Annotated in this window: 14 protein-coding genes and 1 tRNA gene; all 15 read left to right on the top strand. The window is 60.9% G+C overall.

Annotated features, from left to right (window positions below):
* The first annotated feature begins 135 nt into the window (after positions 1-135).
* The 15 genes from IPM12_00560 (at position 136) to IPM12_00490 (ending at position 18,651) form a co-directional block, all read left to right on the top strand.
* Positions 136-1,065 (top strand): type IX secretion system membrane protein PorP/SprF, encoded by a 930-nt coding sequence (locus IPM12_00560; GenBank protein ID MBK9146288.1) that lies wholly within the window; start codon positions 136-138, stop codon positions 1,063-1,065.
* A gap of 125 nt (positions 1,066-1,190) precedes the next feature.
* Positions 1,191-2,552, top strand: a complete 1,362-nt coding sequence (locus tag IPM12_00555; GenBank protein MBK9146287.1) for an SUMF1/EgtB/PvdO family nonheme iron enzyme — start codon at positions 1,191-1,193, stop codon at positions 2,550-2,552.
* Positions 2,553-2,648: 96 nt separating this feature from the next.
* Positions 2,649-3,437 (top strand): gliding motility protein GldL, encoded by a 789-nt coding sequence (gene gldL / locus IPM12_00550; GenBank protein ID MBK9146286.1) that lies wholly within the window; start codon positions 2,649-2,651, stop codon positions 3,435-3,437.
* Positions 3,438-3,478: 41 nt separating this feature from the next.
* Positions 3,479-5,125, top strand: a complete 1,647-nt coding sequence (gldM, locus tag IPM12_00545; protein ID MBK9146285.1) for a gliding motility protein GldM — start codon at positions 3,479-3,481, stop codon at positions 5,123-5,125.
* A 28-nt stretch (positions 5,126-5,153) separates the two neighbouring features.
* Positions 5,154-6,011 carry a gliding motility protein GldN gene (gldN, locus tag IPM12_00540; protein MBK9146284.1) on the top strand — a complete coding sequence of 286 codons (858 nt, stop codon included), beginning with the start codon at positions 5,154-5,156 and terminating at the stop codon, positions 6,009-6,011.
* Between the two features lie 87 nt (positions 6,012-6,098).
* A complete protein-coding gene (gene gldN / locus IPM12_00535) occupies positions 6,099-6,875 on the top strand; it encodes a gliding motility protein GldN (GenBank protein MBK9146283.1) in 777 nt (258 codons plus the stop codon).
* A gap of 44 nt (positions 6,876-6,919) precedes the next feature.
* Entirely contained in the window at positions 6,920-7,171 is a 252-nt protein-coding gene (locus tag IPM12_00530) for a hypothetical protein (GenBank protein ID MBK9146282.1), read from the top strand.
* Positions 7,132-7,761: a gliding motility protein GldN gene (gene gldN / locus IPM12_00525; protein MBK9146281.1), complete on the top strand. Its 630-nt coding sequence runs from the start codon at positions 7,132-7,134 to the stop codon at positions 7,759-7,761. The genes IPM12_00530 and gldN (IPM12_00525) overlap by 40 nt, the downstream gene beginning before the upstream one ends.
* Positions 7,762-7,812: 51 nt before the next feature.
* The gene (locus tag IPM12_00520) at positions 7,813-9,768 is read left to right on the top strand and encodes an ATP-binding cassette domain-containing protein (GenBank protein MBK9146280.1); all 1,956 of its coding nucleotides are present in this window, start codon (positions 7,813-7,815) and stop codon (positions 9,766-9,768) included.
* Between the two features lie 72 nt (positions 9,769-9,840).
* The gene (gene gldM / locus IPM12_00515) at positions 9,841-11,457 is read left to right on the top strand and encodes a gliding motility protein GldM (protein ID MBK9146279.1); all 1,617 of its coding nucleotides are present in this window, start codon (positions 9,841-9,843) and stop codon (positions 11,455-11,457) included.
* Positions 11,458-11,499: 42 nt separating this feature from the next.
* A tRNA-Met gene (locus tag IPM12_00510) sits at positions 11,500-11,572 on the top strand.
* Between the two features lie 81 nt (positions 11,573-11,653).
* Positions 11,654-12,529 (top strand): GTPase Era, encoded by an 876-nt coding sequence (gene era, locus IPM12_00505; GenBank protein ID MBK9146278.1) that lies wholly within the window; start codon positions 11,654-11,656, stop codon positions 12,527-12,529.
* 106 nt (positions 12,530-12,635) lie between these two features.
* Positions 12,636-13,940: a ribosome biogenesis GTPase Der gene (gene der / locus IPM12_00500; protein ID MBK9146277.1), complete on the top strand. Its 1,305-nt coding sequence runs from the start codon at positions 12,636-12,638 to the stop codon at positions 13,938-13,940.
* Positions 13,941-13,980: 40 nt separating this feature from the next.
* Positions 13,981-16,155, top strand: coding sequence for a hypothetical protein (locus IPM12_00495; protein MBK9146276.1), 2,175 nt, complete (start codon positions 13,981-13,983; stop codon positions 16,153-16,155).
* 114 nt (positions 16,156-16,269) lie between these two features.
* On the top strand, positions 16,270-18,651 hold the full coding sequence (locus IPM12_00490; protein ID MBK9146275.1) for a TonB-dependent receptor: 2,382 nt from the start codon (positions 16,270-16,272) through the stop codon (positions 18,649-18,651).
* The last annotated feature ends 5 nt before the right edge of the window (positions 18,652-18,656 follow it).

Below are 18,656 nucleotides of genomic sequence, written 5' to 3'. Positions count from 1 at the left end.
GGCCCAACGCTTAATCCCGCGCCGGGCTTAACAGGAATTTGCAGGAAAGGGGAATTGCTATATTGGCGCCGGTTCTGGGGCAGGCTTTTGCCTGTCCCAGCGTGTGTAAGGCTCCAAACCGAACGGAAAACCAGCATGAGGGGGATAGCTACTGCAATCTGCTGCGCGGCAATCGCGGGCGCGTCGTTCGCCCAGCAAGACCCGAAGTTCACGCAGTACATGTTCGATCGCCTGTCCATCAATCCCGGTGTGGCCGGCACGTCCGGGGAGCTCTGTGGCACCTTGATGCTGCGCCAGCAATGGACGGGCTTCGATGGCGCGCCGAAGACCGCGCTGCTCAACGCCCAAGGCAAGATCGCCAGAATCAGCTCCGGAGTTGGCCTCTCTGTGTTCATGGATGAGTTGGGTCAGCAGAAGAGCACCTATGCTCGATTGAGCTACTCCTTCCATCGTCGATTGGGTCCAGGGACTTTTGGAATCGGCCTTGCCGCTGGCATGATGAGCCACACCTTGGGCAACAAATGGGTTGCCACCGATGGGGTTCCTGGTGATAATGCCATCCCGGCGAATGGAAATTCTGACATGGGTTGGGATCTTGCAGCTGGCATCTACTACACGAGCAAGACGCTCTGGGCCGGTATCAGCAGCACGCACCTTACGGAGGTTGAACTGCGCAACGTGAGCATCCAGCAGCGCCGGCATTATTTCGTACAGGCGGGTTACAACTGGGCGCTTCAAGGGAATCAGAAGTACATCCTCCAGCCGAGCGCGCTGATCAAGATGGATGGGACCTCGACCCAGTTCGACCTCACAGCCAACTTCCTCTATAATAACATGGTCTGGCTGGGCGTTTCCTACAGCACCAGTGACTTCATCGCCCCGCTCATCGGCTACCAGTTCAAGCCCACCACCAAGTCGATGATGCGCATCGGATACAGCTACGACGTAACCACTTCGAAACTCCGGAATTACAGCAGCGGAAGCCACGAGATCATGGTGAATTTCTGCACCTTGCTGGTGAAACCGCCCAACGTGCAGCGCCATAGTCACCCGCGTTTCCTTTGATCAACGTCCGAAACCACTGAACCTCAACTGCCGTAAAGTGCTTGGCTCAAGGTGTTCGCTTACCCGAATCGCCTGAAGGTCAAGGGTCCCTGCAAGGAAGAACCGATCGGCAAAACAGGAAGAACATGCAACGTCCCATCTTGTATCTCGGTGCCATCGGCTTGCTGGCGAGCTGTGGCGGAGGCGGTCAGGGGCAACTGACTGGCGCGCTGGGCAGGCCCGGCTGGTTTCAGATTGATCCGTATGGGATGAATTACATCCCCATGGGCAGTTACGTCATGGGTCCTAGCGACCAGGACGTGCCATACGCGATCAACAACAAGAGCAAGACCGTCTCGGTGCAGGCCTTCTACATCGATCAAACGGAGATCACCAACAACGAATACCGCCAGTTCGTGGAGTACGTCCGCGACTCCATCGCGAAGCGGATCCTCGGTGATGAGGATATCGGTGAGCACGTTACAACAGAGGATGAATTCGGAGAGGAGTTGGATCCGCCGGTTCTGAATTGGAGGACCAAGATCAATTGGTGGGGCGATGAAGAGCGCGAGGCATTGGCCGATATGTTCCTCAGCGAAAGCGAGCGCTTCTACCGTCGCAAAGAGTTCGACACGCGCAAGCTCATGTTCGAGTACTACTGGATTGACCTCAAGGAAGCCGCGCGCAAGGGCACGCCGAGCAATTGGGCTCGCGACCTGGATCTTAGCTACACCAACACCAAGGGTCAGAACAATGCGATTCGCGGACATAGTGACCGCAGCAAATTCATCATCAAGGAAGTGATCAACGTGTATCCCGACACGCTGGTTTGGGTGCATGATTTCACCTACTCGTTCAATGAGCCGATGACCGAGAATTATTTCTGGCATCCAGCCTATGACGATTATCCGGTGGTGGGCATCACTTGGGTGCAGGCCAATGCCTTCAACGTGTGGCGCACGCAACTCATGAACAGCTGGCTGGAGCACAATGGAGAGGCCTTCGTGAACCGCTTTCGACTGCCAACCGAGGCCGAGTGGGAGTACGCCTCTCGCGGCGGCTTGGACTTGGCGCCCTACCCTTGGGGCGGCCCCTATGTGCGCAACCGCCAAGGCTGCTTCCTCGGCAACTTCAAGCCCCTGCATGGCAATTACGTGGACGATGGAGGTTTCCACACCGTGCCGGTGGACAGCTACACCCCGAACGACTACGGCCTTTACCAGATGGCCGGCAACGTGAGTGAATGGACGAGCACTGCCTACGATGAAAGCGTGTACGATTTCGCCCATGACCTGAACCCTGAGTACGCCTACGATGCGCTCGCTACCGATGCCCCGTCACTTAAGCGCAAAGTGATTCGTGGCGGCTCGTGGAAGGACATCGGGTACTACATGCAGACCGGTACGCGCAGCTACGAGTACCAGGACACCACCAAGGCCTATATCGGATTCCGGTCAGTGATGACCTACCTGGGCCGCGGCAAGGCCGTGAACGCCGAAGACCTTTAGATCCTACTGTGAACCGCGGCCGTTACTGAACCAGCGCTGCCGCATTCAACAGCCATTCCCAACACTCCAGACGAACCTCAAACGCAAGGAAGAACAATGAAACCAGGCAGCAAGAAGTGGAAGAACTTCATGGCCAAGCTGTACGGACTCGGTGCAGCGGTCGTGATCGTGGGTGCGCTCTTCAAGATCCAGCACTGGCCTTTGGCCGACTTTTTCCTGATCCTTGGTCTGAGCACCGAGGCCATCATCTTCTTCTTCTCGGCTTTCGAGCCGCCGCATGAGGATCCCGATTGGAGCTTGGTGTACCCGGAGTTGGCCACTGGCGAGAAGGCAGAGGGCGATGACTTCAAGAAAGAGGACCAGCGATCGATCACCGAGCAGCTGGACGATATGCTCGAGAGCGCCAAGATCGAACCCGAGCTCATCGCTAGCCTTGGTGATGGCATGCGCAGCCTGAGCGACAATGCCAAGAGCATGGGCCAGATCACCAGCGCAGCCTCGGCCACAAACGATTACACCACTAGCCTGAAGGATGCCGCGAGCAAGGTGAGCAACCTGGGCGAGACCTACATGAAGGCCAGCGAGAGCCTCACGGGGCTCACACAGAACGTGGAGGCCGGTCGTCATGCCGGTGAGGGCCTGCGCCAGATGAGCCAGAACCTGACCGCGCTCAACGAGATGTATGAGTTGCAGTTGAAGACCAGCCGCGAGAAGCTCGAGGCCGCGAACCAGATGTTCGAGGGTATGGGCGAGATGATGACCAACCTGCGCAACTCGGTGGACGACACCAAGCGCTACAAGGAGAACATCGCCGCGCTGAGCGACAATCTGCAGAAGCTCAACACCGTCTATGGCAACATGCTCAGCGCCATGCGCGTGAACTGATCGACCTCGAGCCTGAACCGAAACTCCAAACGACCTGAACCATGGCCGGTGGAAATCTGTCCCCGAGACAGAAGATGATCAACATGATGTACTTGGTGCTTACGGCGCTCTTGGCGCTGAACGTATCCAAGGAGATCCTGGACAGCTTCGTGACGGTGAACAATGGCTTGGAGACCACCAAGCTGTCGCTCAACGAGAAGATGGCCGTGCAATACAAGACCTTCGAGGACTACGCGAAGGAGAATCCAACCAAGTACGAAGCAGCCTGGAAGGAAGCGCAGGTGGTTAAGAAGATGGGCACGGACCTGATCGCGTACATCGATACGCTCAAGGTGCGCGTGATCACAGAAGCGGAAAAGCTCCCGCGTGACAGCGTTCAGCTCGCAGACGGCCGGATCATGAGCCTGGAGAAGGTGAACAAGAAGGACGACAACAACGTGATCACCAACCTTATGATCGGCAGCGAGCCGGCGAAGCCCAAGGATGAGCCTTTCACAGCGGTGGACCTTCGCCGCAAGATGGAGGAGTTCCGCGACAAGGTGAAGGGCCTGCGCCCGGAGGATGCGGACTTGGCCGCTGCCATGGATCGTCTATTCGACTTCAGTAACCGTAAGGACGCTGGCGGAACGGATAACACCTGGGAGAGCATCAATTTCTACCACGTGCCCCTCGCTGCAGGAATCACCATCATGAGCAAGATGCAGGCGGATGTGCGCAACGCCGAAGGCGAAGTGGTGAAGCGCATGCTCGACGCGGTGGAAGGCAAGAGCTTCAAGTTCAATAAGCTCACGGCCATCGTTAAGCCGCAGAGCAGCTATGTGACCGTAGGGTCGAAGTACATGGCCGAGATCTTCCTTGGTGCCTATGATGACCAGAATGCGCCAGAGGTTTGGATCTGTAAGCCCGGCGCGAAAGTGGATACGACCTCCACGCCGCCGAAGATCATCGGTGAGAGCGAGAAGCTGCCCATGAATGGTGCTAAGGCGATACTGGAGCGCCAGGCCGGCAGCGCTGGTTTGAACCAGGTAAGCGGTATCATCAAGTACAAGCCCGTCGGCGGCGAGGAGCAGATCGAAGCGTTCTACACGGAGTACGAAGTGGCAGCTCCCACGCTGGTGGTGAGCCCGACCAAGATGAACGTGTTCTATCGCGGGGTGGATAACCCGGTGAGCATCAGCGTGTCCGGGTACAGCGATAAGCTGGTTCAGCCTTCAATGACCAACGGTTCGTTGACCAGGTCCGGTGAAGGTTGGATCGTGAAGCCTGGTAAGGATAGCGAAGCAAATGTGAGCGCTACCGTTACCAATCCGGATGGGTCAAAGAAGACCATGCCGCCGATGAAGTTCCGCGTGAAGAACGTGCCCAACCCGCAACCCTATTTCGCGGGAAAAAGCGTGAACGATGAGAACATCAAGAAGGCAGAGCTCACTGCTGCGGCTGGCGTGATCGCGAAGATGGTGGACTTTGATTTCGACCTGAAGTTCGAGGTGGTGGAGTTCAAGGTGACCATGATCGTGGGCGGCACCCCGCTTGAGCAGATGACGAAGGGCCCTGCTGTGAGCAGCCAGATGAAGGAGATGTTCAAGAAGGCCAAGCCCGGCCAGAAGGTGTACATCGAGGGCATCAAGGCCAGGGGACCGGACGGCACCGTGCGGAACCTGGGCTCGCTCTCGTTCAAGGTGGTGTAACGTACGCTAGAACCAAATCACAGCGGCGATGAGGAAGCTGATGAACCTGATGATGGCGCTGGCCCTTCTGGCTGGTGCCTTGGCCACGCCCGGCGCGATGGCCCAGACAGTGCTCGATGGCGCCTACATCAAGGAGCACACGAAGACCAAGCGCGTTGTGCCTTACACGCACATCCGTGAGGCCGACGTGATGTGGCACCGTCGCGTCTGGCGCACGCTTGACCTGCGTGAGAAGATCAACCACCCGCTGTATTACCCCACCAGTCCGCTCAATGACCGCCGCAGCCTATTCGATGTGATTCGTCAGGGCCTTATGGTCGATGGCTCGATCACCGCCTACGACCCCGGCGCGCTAGCCGATGATGACGAGTTCAAGAAGGCCTTCCTGCCCACCGAGCTGAAGGACCTCTTCAGCCGACTCGATACTCAGTACACTGAGAGCCTTGTGACCGGCGACATGGAGATGGTGGTGCAGACCATCGACCTCGAGAGCCGCGACATCAAGATGTACAAGCTCAAGGAGGATTGGATCTTCGACAAGCAGCGCAGCACCCTCGACATCCGCATCATCGGCCTGGCGCCGATGAAAGAGGTGCGCGGCGAGGATGGCGAGGTGCGCGGCTACCGTCCGCTCTTCTGGCTCTACTACCCCGAGTGCCGTTACGTGTTCGCGAACTGGGATGCCTTCAACCGTGAGAATGATGCAGAACGCCGCAGCTTCGAGGACATCTTCTGGAAGCGGCAGTTCAGCAGCTACATCACCAAGTGGAGCAATGTGTACGACCGCCAGATCAGTGATTACAAGACAGGCCTCGATGCTTTGCTCGAGGGCGAGGAGATCAAGCAAGCGCTCTTCGAGCTCGAGCACGATCTCTGGAATTTCTGATCCGATCCGCATTTATTGCGAAGCCCCGGCGACCCCGGGGCTTCGTCGTTCAAGTACGCTCATGACGGTTCCGGACGTTGTCCGATCATGCCCCTCCGGAGCGGATTACTCTTCATTGCCCTTTGCGCATGCGGACCGGCCGTGGCGCAGGGCACGCTGGATCCAGATGATCCCTGCCGTGGCGATGGCATCGTAAGGCCGTACGCCCCGCTGCGCGAAGCCGACGTGATGTGGCATCGGCGCGTTTGGCGCGTGATCGACCTATCCGAACCGACGAACCAATTGCTCGCAAGACCTGCTGTTGGCGCCACGCGCTGTCGCAGCCTGATTGAGGTGATCCGTCACGGTGTGCGAGATGAAGGAGGCATCAGGGCCTTCCTTGCGGGCGGGGATGGATTGGATGATGGATTCCGCACCGTCCTCGGGAGAACTCCGCTCATGCACGATCTAGCGGCTTTGGACACCCTGCCTGGAATCGCCGTCAGCCGCTACATGATCAAGGAGGATTGGATATTCGACAAAGCGCGTTCGGTGATGGAAGTGCGCATCATCGGACTGGCGCCCATGAAAGAGGTTCGTGGCGAACTGGGCGAATTACGCGGCTATCGCCCTATGTTCTGGCTCTATTACCCGGAATGCCGACAGCTGTTCGCGTGGTGGGTGGCCGGAAAAGGCCCCGAAGGATCGCCGGTGACCTTCGAGACAGTCTTAAACCGACGCCTCTTCCGTGGAACCATCACCAAGGTGAGCAACATGCAGGATCGCGCGATCAACGGCACCAGCATGAGCCTCGATGCACTGCTGGAGAGCGATGCAGTTCGCCGGCAGCTCGAGGCCATTGGATTCGACCTCTGGCATTATTGAGGGTCCCCTTTCGAGCGCGCATGCATTAACGGGATACCACCCCCATGCGCACGTGGATCCTCACCTTCATCCTTGGCTCGATCGGCCATGCTGCATTCACCCAGCACCTGCTCGACGGCGCGTACATCCGTGAGCACGCTCCCACGCGACGCCCCGTTCCCCTTGCACTCCTTCGGGAAGCCGATGTGCTCTTCTGCAAGTGCGTAAGGCGCGTGCTCGATGTGCGGGAGAAGATCACCCCCCGTTCATCTTCCCGTTGGAACCGGCCCAAGGCCATCGCAGCCTCTTCGATGTGATCCGCCCAGCCCTGTTGAAGGACGTTACGCTCACAGTGCATGCGCCTGGCGTGCTGGCCAACGACGACTCCTTGAACCACCCGATGCTCCGTGGTGAAGTCGACTCGGTGCTGAACCCCATGGTGAATGTGTGGACACCGAGCCTCGACGACCCGGAAATGCCCTTCCCCGTGGCGCAGCCCGATCCCATCACCGCAGTGCAGGTCACGCGCGATCAGATCAAGGAGGATTGGGTCTTCGAAAAGCAGCGCGGCGTGATGGACGAGCGCATCATCGGCATCGCCCCGATGAAAGAAGTGCGCGGTGAGGACGGCGAACTGCGCGGCCACGCACCGCTTTTCCGGCTCTACGACCCGGAGCTTCGGCATGTGCTGGCCAATGCCGAGGAATTCAATCCTCGGAATGATGGTGGCCGGACCACCGTCGATCAATGGCTTGAGTCGAGGCGCTTCAGCAGCTTCTTGGTAAAGGAGAGCAACGCTCGCGACCGGCGCATCAGGGAGCATGCCCAAGGATTGGACGGACTGCTCGAAGGCGAAGCGATTAAAGAGCGCCGCTTCCCATTCGAGCACGACCTCTGGATTTGCTGATGAAGCTCCGCCCGGGGCCAATCGGCTACTTTCGCGGCCCTTTCACAGGCTATGATCACCGTACAGGGCCTTACCCTCCACTTCGGCCAGCGGCCTATGTTCGATGCCGTCTCCTTCTTCATCGGGAGCGACGACCGCATCGGCCTTGTTGGCCGCAATGGTGCCGGCAAGAGCACCTTGCTGAAGATCATGGCCGGTCAGCAGCCTTTTGACGGCGGCACCATCGGCAAGCCCAATGAGCTCACCTTGGGCTATCTCCCACAGGAGATGGCCCACAACCTTGAGCTCACGCCCTGGCAGGTCGCGGAGAAAGCCTTCGAAGAGGCCATCGCCCTGAACGCTTCGCTGGAGCGGATCGAGATGGCGCTTGAGAAGGCCACCACTGACGAGGAGGCGATAGAGCTCGCCACGATGCTGGCGCATGCGCATGAGCGATTGAACACGATCGGCGCCGCGGACCACGACATGCAGATCGAGCGCATGCTCAAGGGCATCGGTTTCGTGGAGAAGGACATGCACCGGCTGATGAGCGAGATGAGCGGCGGCTGGCGCATGCGCGCGGAGCTCGCGCGGCTGCTGCTGATCCAGCCGGACCTGCTGCTGCTCGATGAGCCCACCAACCATTTGGATCTCCCCGCGATCCAATGGCTCGAGGATCTCCTGCGCACCTATCCGGCGGCCCTGGTGCTCATCAGCCACGACAAGACCTTCCTGGACCGGCTCACCAAGCGCACGCTGGAGGTCGTGGGCGGCAAGCTCATCGACCGCAAGGTGCCCTGGAGCCAGTATGTGGAGCTGCGCAAGGTGGAGCGCGAGCAGCAGGCCGCGCAAGCCAAGGACCAGCAGCGCTACATCAAGGAGACCACCGATCTGATCAACAAGTTCAGGGCGAAGGCCAGCAAGGCCGCGTTCGCGCAGAGCCTGATCACCAAGCTCGACAAGCTCGAGCGCATTGAAGTGGAAGACGAGGACCTGCGGAAGATGCTGGTGAAGTTCCCGCCTGCACCGCAGAGCGGCAAGATCGTGTGCGAGGTGAAGGGCGTGAGCAAGTCCTATCCTGATCGGAAGCATCCGGAGCAGACCAAGGAGATCTTCCGCAAAGCTGAGCTCACCATCGCCAAGGGCGAGCACCTCGCACTGGTGGGCGCCAACGGCACGGGCAAGTCAACCCTGGTGCGCATGATCATGGGCGAGGAGCCCTACGATGGCGAGATCAAGCTCGGGCACAACGTGATCGTGGGCTACTACGCGCAGGACATGCCGGAACGAATGAATCCGGCGGGCACGGTGATGGAGACCGCTGAGTATGCCGCCAGCGAAGAGAACCGCGTACGCGTTCGCGCCATGCTCGGCGCATTCATGTTCAGCGGCGATGATGTGGACAAGAAGGTGAAGGTGCTCAGCGGTGGCGAACGCGCCCGGTTGGCGCTCTGCTGCATGCTGCTGAAGCCCCTCAACTTCCTCATCCTTGATGAGCCCACCCACCACCTCGACATCCAGAGCAAGGATGTGCTGAAGAACGCGCTGAAGAACTACGAGGGCACCTTCCTGCTCGTGAGCCACGACCGCGACTTCCTCACCGGCCTCACCAATCGCTTGCTCGAGCTCGACGATCACCGCATCCGCGACCAGCACATGGACATCCTCGAGCTGATCGAGAAGCGCAAGGCCCTGCAGGGCGCCGACATCGGCAAGAGCAGCGCGGCGCAGCCGAAGACCAAGGCCGAGAGAACCGACAAGAGCGAGCATGCCGATCGCCGCGAGCGCGACAAGGAGCGCAAGCGTATGCAGTCGCAGGTGGCGCGCCTGGAGAAGCAGCTCGCTGAATTGGAAGCGGAAGAGAAGAGCTTGCAGGCCGAAGTGATGCGCAGCGGCATGCCCGCAGCCGAAGTGGAGAAGGGCTATGCGCGCATGGGCGAAGTGGCGGAGCGCATCGCTGCGACGATGAAGGAGTGGGAAGAGGCTTCGCTGCGGATGGAGGAGCTGGGGGAGGAGAATCCGGCCTGAGCGTTACCAGCGCTCATTGATGGCATTGGTTGATCGATGGTGCATGCCGCACCCTCATCAACCCGCAGCGCCATGGCCTCCGCGAAGCTCCCGCCCCGCCAGAAGATGATCAACATGATGTACCTCGTGCTCACCGCGATCCTCGCGCTGAACGTGAGCAAGGAGGTGCTCGACGCCTTTGCCATCATGGATGCCGAGCTCGTGCGGAGCGAACGCGCCCATGAGCAACGCTCGCAAGTGGAGTACGCCGTGTTCGCCGATATGGCTACGCGATTCCCCGACAAATTCGCGGCGAAGCACCAAGAAGCGTTGCGCGTGAAGGCCATGGCCGATTCGATCGTGCGGCATCTCGAGGGCATCAAGACCGCCACCATCGCCAAGGCCGATGGCCTGGCGCCCAGGCTCCTGCGTGGCACCGATGCCAATGGCCGCGACACGCTGCGTGCGCTGCTCATGCTGGAGAAGAAGGACGACCGCGATGTGCTCACGCATGCGCTCGTGGGCAGCGAGCCCGGATCGCCGCGCACCGGCGATGGCACCGCGCACGGCATCCGCATGCGCATCACGGCGTTCCGAGACAGCCTGAAGGGATTGGCGGGTGAGAAGGGCCAGCCACTATCAGCTTCGCTCGATGCCCTCTTCGACTTCAGCGACCGGCGTGATGCCAGCGGCACGCTCAACAACTGGGAGAGCATCAACTTCTATGATGTGCCCTTGGCGGCGGGCATCGCAACGCTCAGCAAGCTCCAAGCGGATGTGCGCGCTGCGGAGAACGATATGGTGAAGTGGCTCTATCGCGGCGCCGAGCTCGAGGATTACCGCTTCAGCACGCTCACCACCGCCGTGGTGCCGCAGAGCAGCCTGATCATGCTCGGCGATTCCTTCCGTGCCGATGTCTTCCTGGCCGCTTATGATCCGCGCAATCCGGCGCAAGTCAGGTTGAAGGACGGGCAAGAGTTGCCCACTGGCGCCGATGGCAAAGCCAAGCTCTGCGTGCGCGGCGACGCCATCGGTGAGCAGCGCGTGGAGGGCTCGATCCGGTTCGATGGCCCCAAGGGCATCGAGGAGATCCCTTACGCGGCTTCATACCAGGTGATGGCGCCGCTGTTAGTGGCCAGCCCCACCAAGATGAATGTGCTCTATCGCGGGGTCGAGAACCCCATCGAGCTATCGGTGCCTGGTGTTCCGGCCGAACGGATCCAAGCCGGCATCAGCACGGGCCGGATCACGCGCAGCGGCAATGGCTGGGTGGCCACGGGCATGACCGACTCCAAGGCCGAGGTTTTCGCCACCGCCACCTTGCCCGATGGCAGCACGCGCAGGATCGGGCCGGTTGTATTCAGGGTGAAGAACCTCCCTCCGCCCTCAGCATACGTGAGGGACAAGGGCTCTGCCGACACCTGGATCGCGCTCAATGACTTGAAGAACGCCCCGGGAGTGGCGGTGAAGACGAACACCGAGTTCGGGGATGTGTGGACGGCGAAGAGCTACACGTTCAGCTTTCAGCGCGGCAGCAGCAATCCGATCGATCATGTGTGCCAAGGGGCGGCGTTCAGCTCGGATATCAAGCAGGTGCTCGCCAAGGTGAGGCCGGGGGATAAGATCGTGATCGAGAACATCACGGCTCAGTTGAGCAACGGCCAAGGACCCGTGGTGAAACTCGGGGCCATTGCGCTTAAAGTCCGGTAGGAAGTTGGCCCAGTCGGGTGTCCGGCTATATTTGCGCCCCATTGCGGGGTGGAGCAGATGGTAGCTCGTCGGGCTCATAACCCGAAGGCCGTAGGTTCGAGTCCTACCCCCGCTACGAAGAAGGCCCGGTGAATGCCGGGCCTTCTCTTTTTGCCGCCGCCCAAGCCATCGTCAAGGCGGCGATATTCGCGCAGCCATGCCGCACAAGGCCGGATACGTCAACATCATCGGCGAGCCCAACGTGGGGAAGAGCACCTTGCTCAATGCCCTGTTGGGTGAGCAGCTGGTGATCGCCAACCCCAAGGCGCAGACCACGCGCCACCGCATCCTGGGCATCCTCAACGGCGACGACCACCAGATGGTGCTCAGCGATACACCCGGCATCCTCGATCCGCAATACAAGATGCACGAGCGCATGATGAGCGCCGTGGACGAGGCCATCATCGACGCCGATATCCTCCTCGTGCTGGTGGAGATCGGGCAGAAGCCCGAGAAGGCCGAGAACGTGCTCAAGCGCGCGCGCCGCTTCAAAGGCCGCAAGGTGCTGCTGGTGAATAAAGTGGACGCGGCTCAAGAAGCGGCGATCCTCCCCGCGCTGGAGGCCTGGCAAAGCGCGCTGCCCGAGGCCAAGGTGGTGCCCATGAGCGCCCTGCATGGACTGAATGTGCAGGAGCTGAAGGCCTACCTGATCGAGCACCTGCCTGAGCATCCGCCGTACTTCCCCAAGGATGAGCTGAGCGACCGCAACATGCGCTTCTTCATCAGCGAGCTGATCCGTGAGAAGGTGCTGGCCAACTACAAGCAGGAGATCCCTTACAGCACACAGGTGGTGGTGAATAGCTACGAGGAGGCCCCGGGGATCGTGCGCATCCAGGCCGATGTGATCGTGATGCGCGAGAGCCAGAAGGGCATCGTGATCGGCGAGGGTGGTCACGCGCTGCGCAGGCTCGGGACCCAGGCGCGCATCGCCATCTCCAAGTTCATCGATCAGAAGGTCTTCCTGGACCTGAAGGTGAAGGTGGATCCCGATTGGCGCGAGGATGAAACGAAACTGAAGCGATACGGATATTGAAATGCTGGGCGATTGGTCAATGGCGGTTGGCGAATGGGGGCTCCGGCTCAAGGACTGCTCGTGCCCGTTCTCCAATGACCATTCGACATTCACCCTGAGCTGAAACATGGGAAACATCGTCGCCATCGTAGGCCGCCCCAACGTGGGCAAGAGCACCCTCTTCAACCGCTTGATCGAGCGGCGCGAGGCCATCACCGACCCTACCGCCGGCACCACGCGCGACCGCCACTACGGCAAGAGCGAATGGAACGGCATCCTCTACAGCGTGATCGACACCGGTGGCTACATCCGCGGCACCGACGATGTGTTCGAGGCCGAGATCCGCAAGCAGGTGATGCTCGCCATCGATGAGGCCGATACCATCCTCTTCATGGTGGATGTGAACGGCGGCGTGACCAGCGCCGATGAGACCATTGCGGAGCTGCTGCGCAGGAGCAAGAAGCCCGTGCTCCTCGCCGCGAACAAAGTCGATACGCACGAGCGCCAATACCTCACCGCCGATTTCTACTCACTCGGCCTTGGCGAGGTGCATGCCATCGCAGCGGCCAGCGGCGCGGGCACCGGCGACCTGCTCGATGAGTTGATCAAGACCTTCCGCAAGCCCACCGAGGATCCCGAGCCGGACATCCCCAAGATCGCCATCGTGGGCCGGCCCAACGTGGGCAAGAGCTCCTTGGTGAACGCCATGCTGGGCCGCGAGCAGAGCATCGTGACCCCGGTGGCGGGCACCACGCGCGATACCGCCAACACGCGCTGGAGCGTCTTCGGCCACGACCTCATCCTGCTCGATACCGCGGGCATCCGCAAGAAGGCCAAGGTCGATGAGGACATCGAGTTCTATAGCGTGATGCGCTCCATCCGCGCCATCGAGGACAGCGACATCTGCATCTTGATGCTCGACGCGCGCGAGGCCATGCAGCAGCAGGACCTGCACATCCTCTCCATCATCCAGAAGAACGGCAAGGGCCTGGTGGTGGTGGTGAACAAGTGGGACCTGATCGAGAAGGAGACCAACACCATGAAGGCCTTCGAGGCCGAAGTGAAGCGCCGCATGGAGCCCTTCACCGATGTGCCCGTGGTCTTCACCAGCGTGGTGGAGAAGCAGCGCCTGCTCAAGGTGATGGAGATGGTGATGCAGGTCCATGAGGACCGCAGGCGCCGGATCCCCACGCGCAAGCTCAATGATGTGCTGCTGCCCGAGATCGAGCGGCAGCCGCCGCCCATGTACAAGAGCAAGCAGGTCACCATCAAGTTCATCCAGCAGCTGCCCTTGCACGTGCCCAGCTTCGTCTTCCACTGCAACCTGCCGCAGTACATCAAGCCCAGCTACGAGCGATTCATCGAAAACCGCCTTCGCGAGCACTGGCGCTTCACCGGGGTGCCGATCCGGTTGTACTTCCGGAAGAAGTAGCCTCCGATCATTTAGCTTCGATGGGCCAACACCCATCGCCATGCGCCCCCGTACCGCTCTCTTGCTCGCGGCGCTAGCTGGTTCCGCAGCACTGATTGCGCAAACGGCTTCATTCGATTGGAGCGATGCGCCGGCGTGGGATCCTTCCTGGGAAGAAGGCCGAACCATCGACTCGGAGATCCTCGCTGATGAGCTCTCGCTGCGCATCCGCAACGTGAAGCCCGAGTACATCTCCTTCTTCTTCGAGCGGCGCAGGGTGGTGCGCTTCACGGAGCGTGAGGACATCAAGCGCTACGGCGCTGTTGTGATGCCCGAGAGCCTCGACCCGCCTTACGACGAACTCGGCAAACCCTACGCGCGGCTTGATACCCGGCCCTACCCACTGCTCTTCAACCTGCGCGTTGATCATTTCGCCGCGCGTGTGATCAGGCCCGATGGCAGCTGGACCGAGTTGCCCGTGACCATGCGAAGCGCTCGCGGCTATTCGGGCCATCCGGTGAGCTTCCAGGCGACGATGGCGGAGACGCACTATCCGCAAGGCATCATGCCGGGCGATGTGGTGGAGTACCGGTGGAAGTACATGCTGCCCTGGGACACGAACGCACCGCACACCCTCGGCTGGCGCGGCAGCATCTGGATGGACAACTGGGCGCGGCTCACCAATTGGCGCATCTTCTTCCACCACGGCCTGCCCATCCGCGAGCAGCGCATCGAATTGCTTTACCACGCGAAGCACGGGCTGGAGATGGCCGGAGCGGTGCCCGTGCATCGGGAACACGATGGGAACGTTCGTCGTGCCGTGTGGGAGCATCGCGATTTGCCCGGTGTGATGGATGAGGCAGGTGCGCGTCCGGCCGAGGAGCTGCCGTGCATCATCGTCGCCTTCGCGCCCGATGACCTACGCAACCTGCGGCGCGAGCGATTGAGCAATCTGCCGATCACGCAGCAGCCCTGGCTGCAGGCCATCCGCCAGCGAGAGGCGAAGGCCATGTGGTGGCGTCGCGTGGCGCAGACAAAGCTGCCCGACCGTCAGAATCGGCAGATCAAAGGCTTCATCCGCGAGACTTGTGCTGGGATCCCGGATACGCTGAAGGCACGCCGCATGGAGGCCCTGCACAAGCGCATCGCCCGCGACTTCACCTACGATGCCGATCGCGATTGGTACTTCGACCTGGATCGAAGCCTCGCGCGCATGGGCGATCAAGTGCGCGATGAGCGCTTGCGCGACATCAGCCGCTACGACCTCTACAGCAAGCTCCTCAACGCCGAGGGCAACGATCATGTCACTGCTTACTTGCTCGACAAGCGCAGCGGCCGGCTCGATGATCGCTTCACCACGCCCATGCGCGACAACGAATGGCTCTTCGGCATCGGTGATGGCACGGGCATGCTCTGGATGCACCCCAAGCGCCAGCGCCACGGCTGGTTCGCCAACGAGCTGCCTTTCTACTGGGAAGGCTCCAACGCGCTGCTGATCGACCTCCAGCGCCTCATCGCCGATGACCCGAGCCCGCCGCTCTTCGTGGAACTGCCCACTGGCGATCCTGCTGCGAATGTGCGGGCCATGGAGCATCGCCTGCGCATCGACCTGGACAAAGCTGACGCTGCCGGTGATGCACGCATCCTGCTGAGCGGCCAGTTCAGCACCTTGGGAAGAGCGGCTTTCCTCGGCGATCGCATCGACAGCACGGTGCATCCGAGCTATGGCCATTCCCCGGCGCACTTGCCCCAGGCGGCGTTGATCGGCTCCAGCGATCGAGGGCTGCAATCCGATCCTCCCTTCCGCTTCCGCGAGCGGCAAGAGTTAGCCATCGCCCAGTGGGTGACGCCCGAAGCCGACGGCCTCTTTGCCATGGAGCTGCGCCCCTTCTTCGCCCATGCGGTGGCGGAGGGCTTCCGTGCTGAGAGCCGCGACCTCCCCTTCCACTGGGACTTCCGGCAGAGCGATCGCTTCATCATCGACCTCGAGTTCACCCAGCCGGTGGAGGTAATGGACCTCACGGCATTGCAGGGCGAATGGAATTGCCCGAGCGCGCGCTACACCTTGCGCGCCACGCGCATCGATGCCAGGCACGTGCGTATCGAGAGCCTCTTGCAAGTGTCCGATGAAACGGAGCACCCCGAGGACGCCTTGGCTTTGGAGACGCTGCTCCGCGAAGTGCTCGCACCGTCGCGTGTGCTGCGCGTGCGAGTGAACATGGAGCCGGAGCCGTAAGGTGCCGGATGTTGCGGCTGCGCGGGCTCCGCTACTTTGCGCGCCATGTCCTTCTGTGGAGCCGCGAACCAATTGCTTCGGTTGAGCAGCTTGGCGGCTTCCCTCGCAACATTCATGGTTCCGTTGAATACCTTGAGTCAGCAGGTCATGGTGGTCGATGCCACCACGCTGGCCCCGCTCGAAGCGGCGACCCTGCATCATGCCAGCACGGGCGCATCGGCCATCACGGATGCACGCGGTCGCGCCGATATCAGCGCTTTCACTGGCGCTGATTCCATCCGGTTCCGCATGATCGGATATGAGTCACGTGTGCTCAGCTACCAGCATGTGCTCGCCATGGGCAATCGGGTCGGCATGTCAGCGCTGCCCATCAGGCTCGATGCCTTCGTGGTGAGCGCCAACCGCTGGGAACAGGAGCGCGCGCGCGTGCCCGACCAGATCACGGTGATCACCTCGCGGGAAGTCGCCAATAACAATCCCGGAACGGCAGCCGATCTGTTGCAGCAGAGCGGCGAGGTCTTCGTGCAGAAGAGCCAGCTGGGCGGCGGCAGTCCCATGCTGCGTGGCTTCGGAGCCAACCGCGTGCTCATCGTGGTTGACGGCGTGCGCATGAACAACGCCATCTATCGCGCAGGCAACTTGCAGAACGTGATCAGCGTGGATGCCAATGCGATCGACCGTGCGGAGGTGATCCACGGGCCCGGCGCCGTGACCTATGGAAGCGATGCCATCGGCGGGGTGCTGGACTTCCACCTGCTTCGTCCGCGATTCAGCCCGGATAGCAGCTTGCTCTTGCGTGGCGGCGCCATGGCCCGCTATGGCTCGTCGGCCAATGAGATGGGCGGGAATATTCACTTCGGCCTTGGGAGTCGCAAGCTGGCATTCGTCGGCAGCGTGTCCTTCACGCGCTTCGGCGACCTGCGCATGGGCAGCAACGGCCCCGAGGATTATCAGCGGCCGTGGTATGTGGCACGCATCAATGATGTGGATTCCATGGTGGTGAATGACGACCCGGACCTGCAAGTGGGCAGCGGCTACGACAACATCAGCCTCTTTGGCAAGCTGGCCCTCAAGCCTGTGGAATCCTTGGAATTGGGAGCGTACGTGTATCACAGCACCACGAGCGATGTGCCGCGTTACGATCGATTGATCGAGCTGGAGCAGAATGGGCTTCCACGCAGTGCGGAGTGGTATTACGGCCCGCAGGAATGGACGATGGGCAGCTTCACCGCGAAGCACGCGGCGAAACGCGGACCCTGGAGCACCGCGCGGCTCTCCATCGCCTACCAGGACTACACGGAGAGCCGCAACGACCGCAGCTTCCGCAACGCGAACAAGCGAACACAGACCGAAAGCGTGAGCGGCATCTACATGAATCTGGATCTGGAGAAGGACCTGAGCGCGCGTACGCAGGTGCTTTACGGTGCGGAGCACGTCACGAATGCTATCGGGTCGAAGGGTATCCGCGTGAACCGGACCAGCGGCGCGGAGACGACCATCAGTTCACGCTATCCGGATGGTTCCAAGTGGAACGCGGGATCGGCCTACCTCGGAGCCATGCACGATGCCAACGACCGCTTGACGCTCTCCGCTGGTGCGCGATACAACTGGTCGGCGCTGCAATGCACCTTCGACACCTCGCTCTTCGCGTACCCGGCCACAAGCGCGAGCTTGAGCAACTGCGCGGTCACGGGCAATCTGGGCGCGTCCTACCGCCCGGGCAAGGACTGGAAGTTTTCTATCGATTTGAGCTCAGGCTTCCGCGCACCGAACATCGACGACATCGGCAAGGTGTTCGACAGCGAGCCTGGCGCGGTGATCGTGCCCAATCCCGACCTGGAAGCCGAGTACGCCTATTCGGCCGACATCGGCATCGAGAAGTCCTTCGGCGAAAAGGTGCGCTTACAGAGCCATGCTTATCAGGTGCTGCTCGACAACGCGATGGTGCGAAGGCCGTTCACGCTGAATGGCTCAGATAGCATCGCGTACGAAGGTGAGCCCAGTCGGGTGGACGCGATCCAGAACGCGGCTCAGGCCCGTGTGATCGGAATCTCGCTCGGGATTGATGCCCGCATCGCGAAGAACCTGACGCTCGATGCGCGTTACAATTGGCAGGATGGCGTAGAGCAGGACGATGCGAGCACGACCGATGTGCCCCTGCGTCATGCACCGCCACCGTTCGGGCAAGCGGGCATCACTTGGGAGCGAAAGAAAGTGCGCGCGCAGGTATTCGTGCAGTTCAGCAGCGGCTTCACCTTCGATGAGCTTCCGCCGAGCGAGCAGGCCAAGCTGCCGATCTACGCGCTTGATGCGCAAGGACGTCCGCATTCGCCGTCTTGGCACACGCTGAATGTGCGCGCATCGTATCATGTGAGCAAGGTGGTGCAGGCATCCGGAAGCGTGGAGAACATCACGGACCAGCGCTATAGGCCCTATTCATCGGGCATCTCGGCGCCGGGAAGGAACTTCATGATCGCGCTGCGAGCAAGGTTCTGAGTGAA

It is taken from the genome of Flavobacteriales bacterium (assembly GCA_016716605.1).
Classification (GTDB): domain Bacteria; phylum Bacteroidota; class Bacteroidia; order Flavobacteriales_F; family PHOS-HE28; genus PHOS-HE28.
Note: the sequence above shows the minus strand (reverse complement) of the source record. Positions and strands in the feature narration are given on the sequence as shown.

Coding starts and splice junctions, on each gene's coding strand:
- IPM12_00560 (MBK9146288.1), top strand. CDS start 136: ATGAGGGGGATAGCTACTGCAATCTGCTGCGCGGCAATCGCGGGCGCG.
- IPM12_00555 (MBK9146287.1), top strand. CDS start 1,191: ATGCAACGTCCCATCTTGTATCTCGGTGCCATCGGCTTGCTGGCGAGC.
- gldL (MBK9146286.1), top strand. CDS start 2,649: ATGAAACCAGGCAGCAAGAAGTGGAAGAACTTCATGGCCAAGCTGTAC.
- gldM (MBK9146285.1), top strand. CDS start 3,479: ATGGCCGGTGGAAATCTGTCCCCGAGACAGAAGATGATCAACATGATG.
- gldN (MBK9146284.1), top strand. CDS start 5,154: ATGAGGAAGCTGATGAACCTGATGATGGCGCTGGCCCTTCTGGCTGGT.
- gldN (MBK9146283.1), top strand. CDS start 6,099: ATGCCCCTCCGGAGCGGATTACTCTTCATTGCCCTTTGCGCATGCGGA.
- IPM12_00530 (MBK9146282.1), top strand. CDS start 6,920: ATGCGCACGTGGATCCTCACCTTCATCCTTGGCTCGATCGGCCATGCT.
- IPM12_00520 (MBK9146280.1), top strand. CDS start 7,813: ATGATCACCGTACAGGGCCTTACCCTCCACTTCGGCCAGCGGCCTATG.
- gldM (MBK9146279.1), top strand. CDS start 9,841: ATGGCCTCCGCGAAGCTCCCGCCCCGCCAGAAGATGATCAACATGATG.
- era (MBK9146278.1), top strand. CDS start 11,654: ATGCCGCACAAGGCCGGATACGTCAACATCATCGGCGAGCCCAACGTG.
- der (MBK9146277.1), top strand. CDS start 12,636: ATGGGAAACATCGTCGCCATCGTAGGCCGCCCCAACGTGGGCAAGAGC.
- IPM12_00495 (MBK9146276.1), top strand. CDS start 13,981: ATGCGCCCCCGTACCGCTCTCTTGCTCGCGGCGCTAGCTGGTTCCGCA.
- IPM12_00490 (MBK9146275.1), top strand. CDS start 16,270: ATGGTTCCGTTGAATACCTTGAGTCAGCAGGTCATGGTGGTCGATGCC.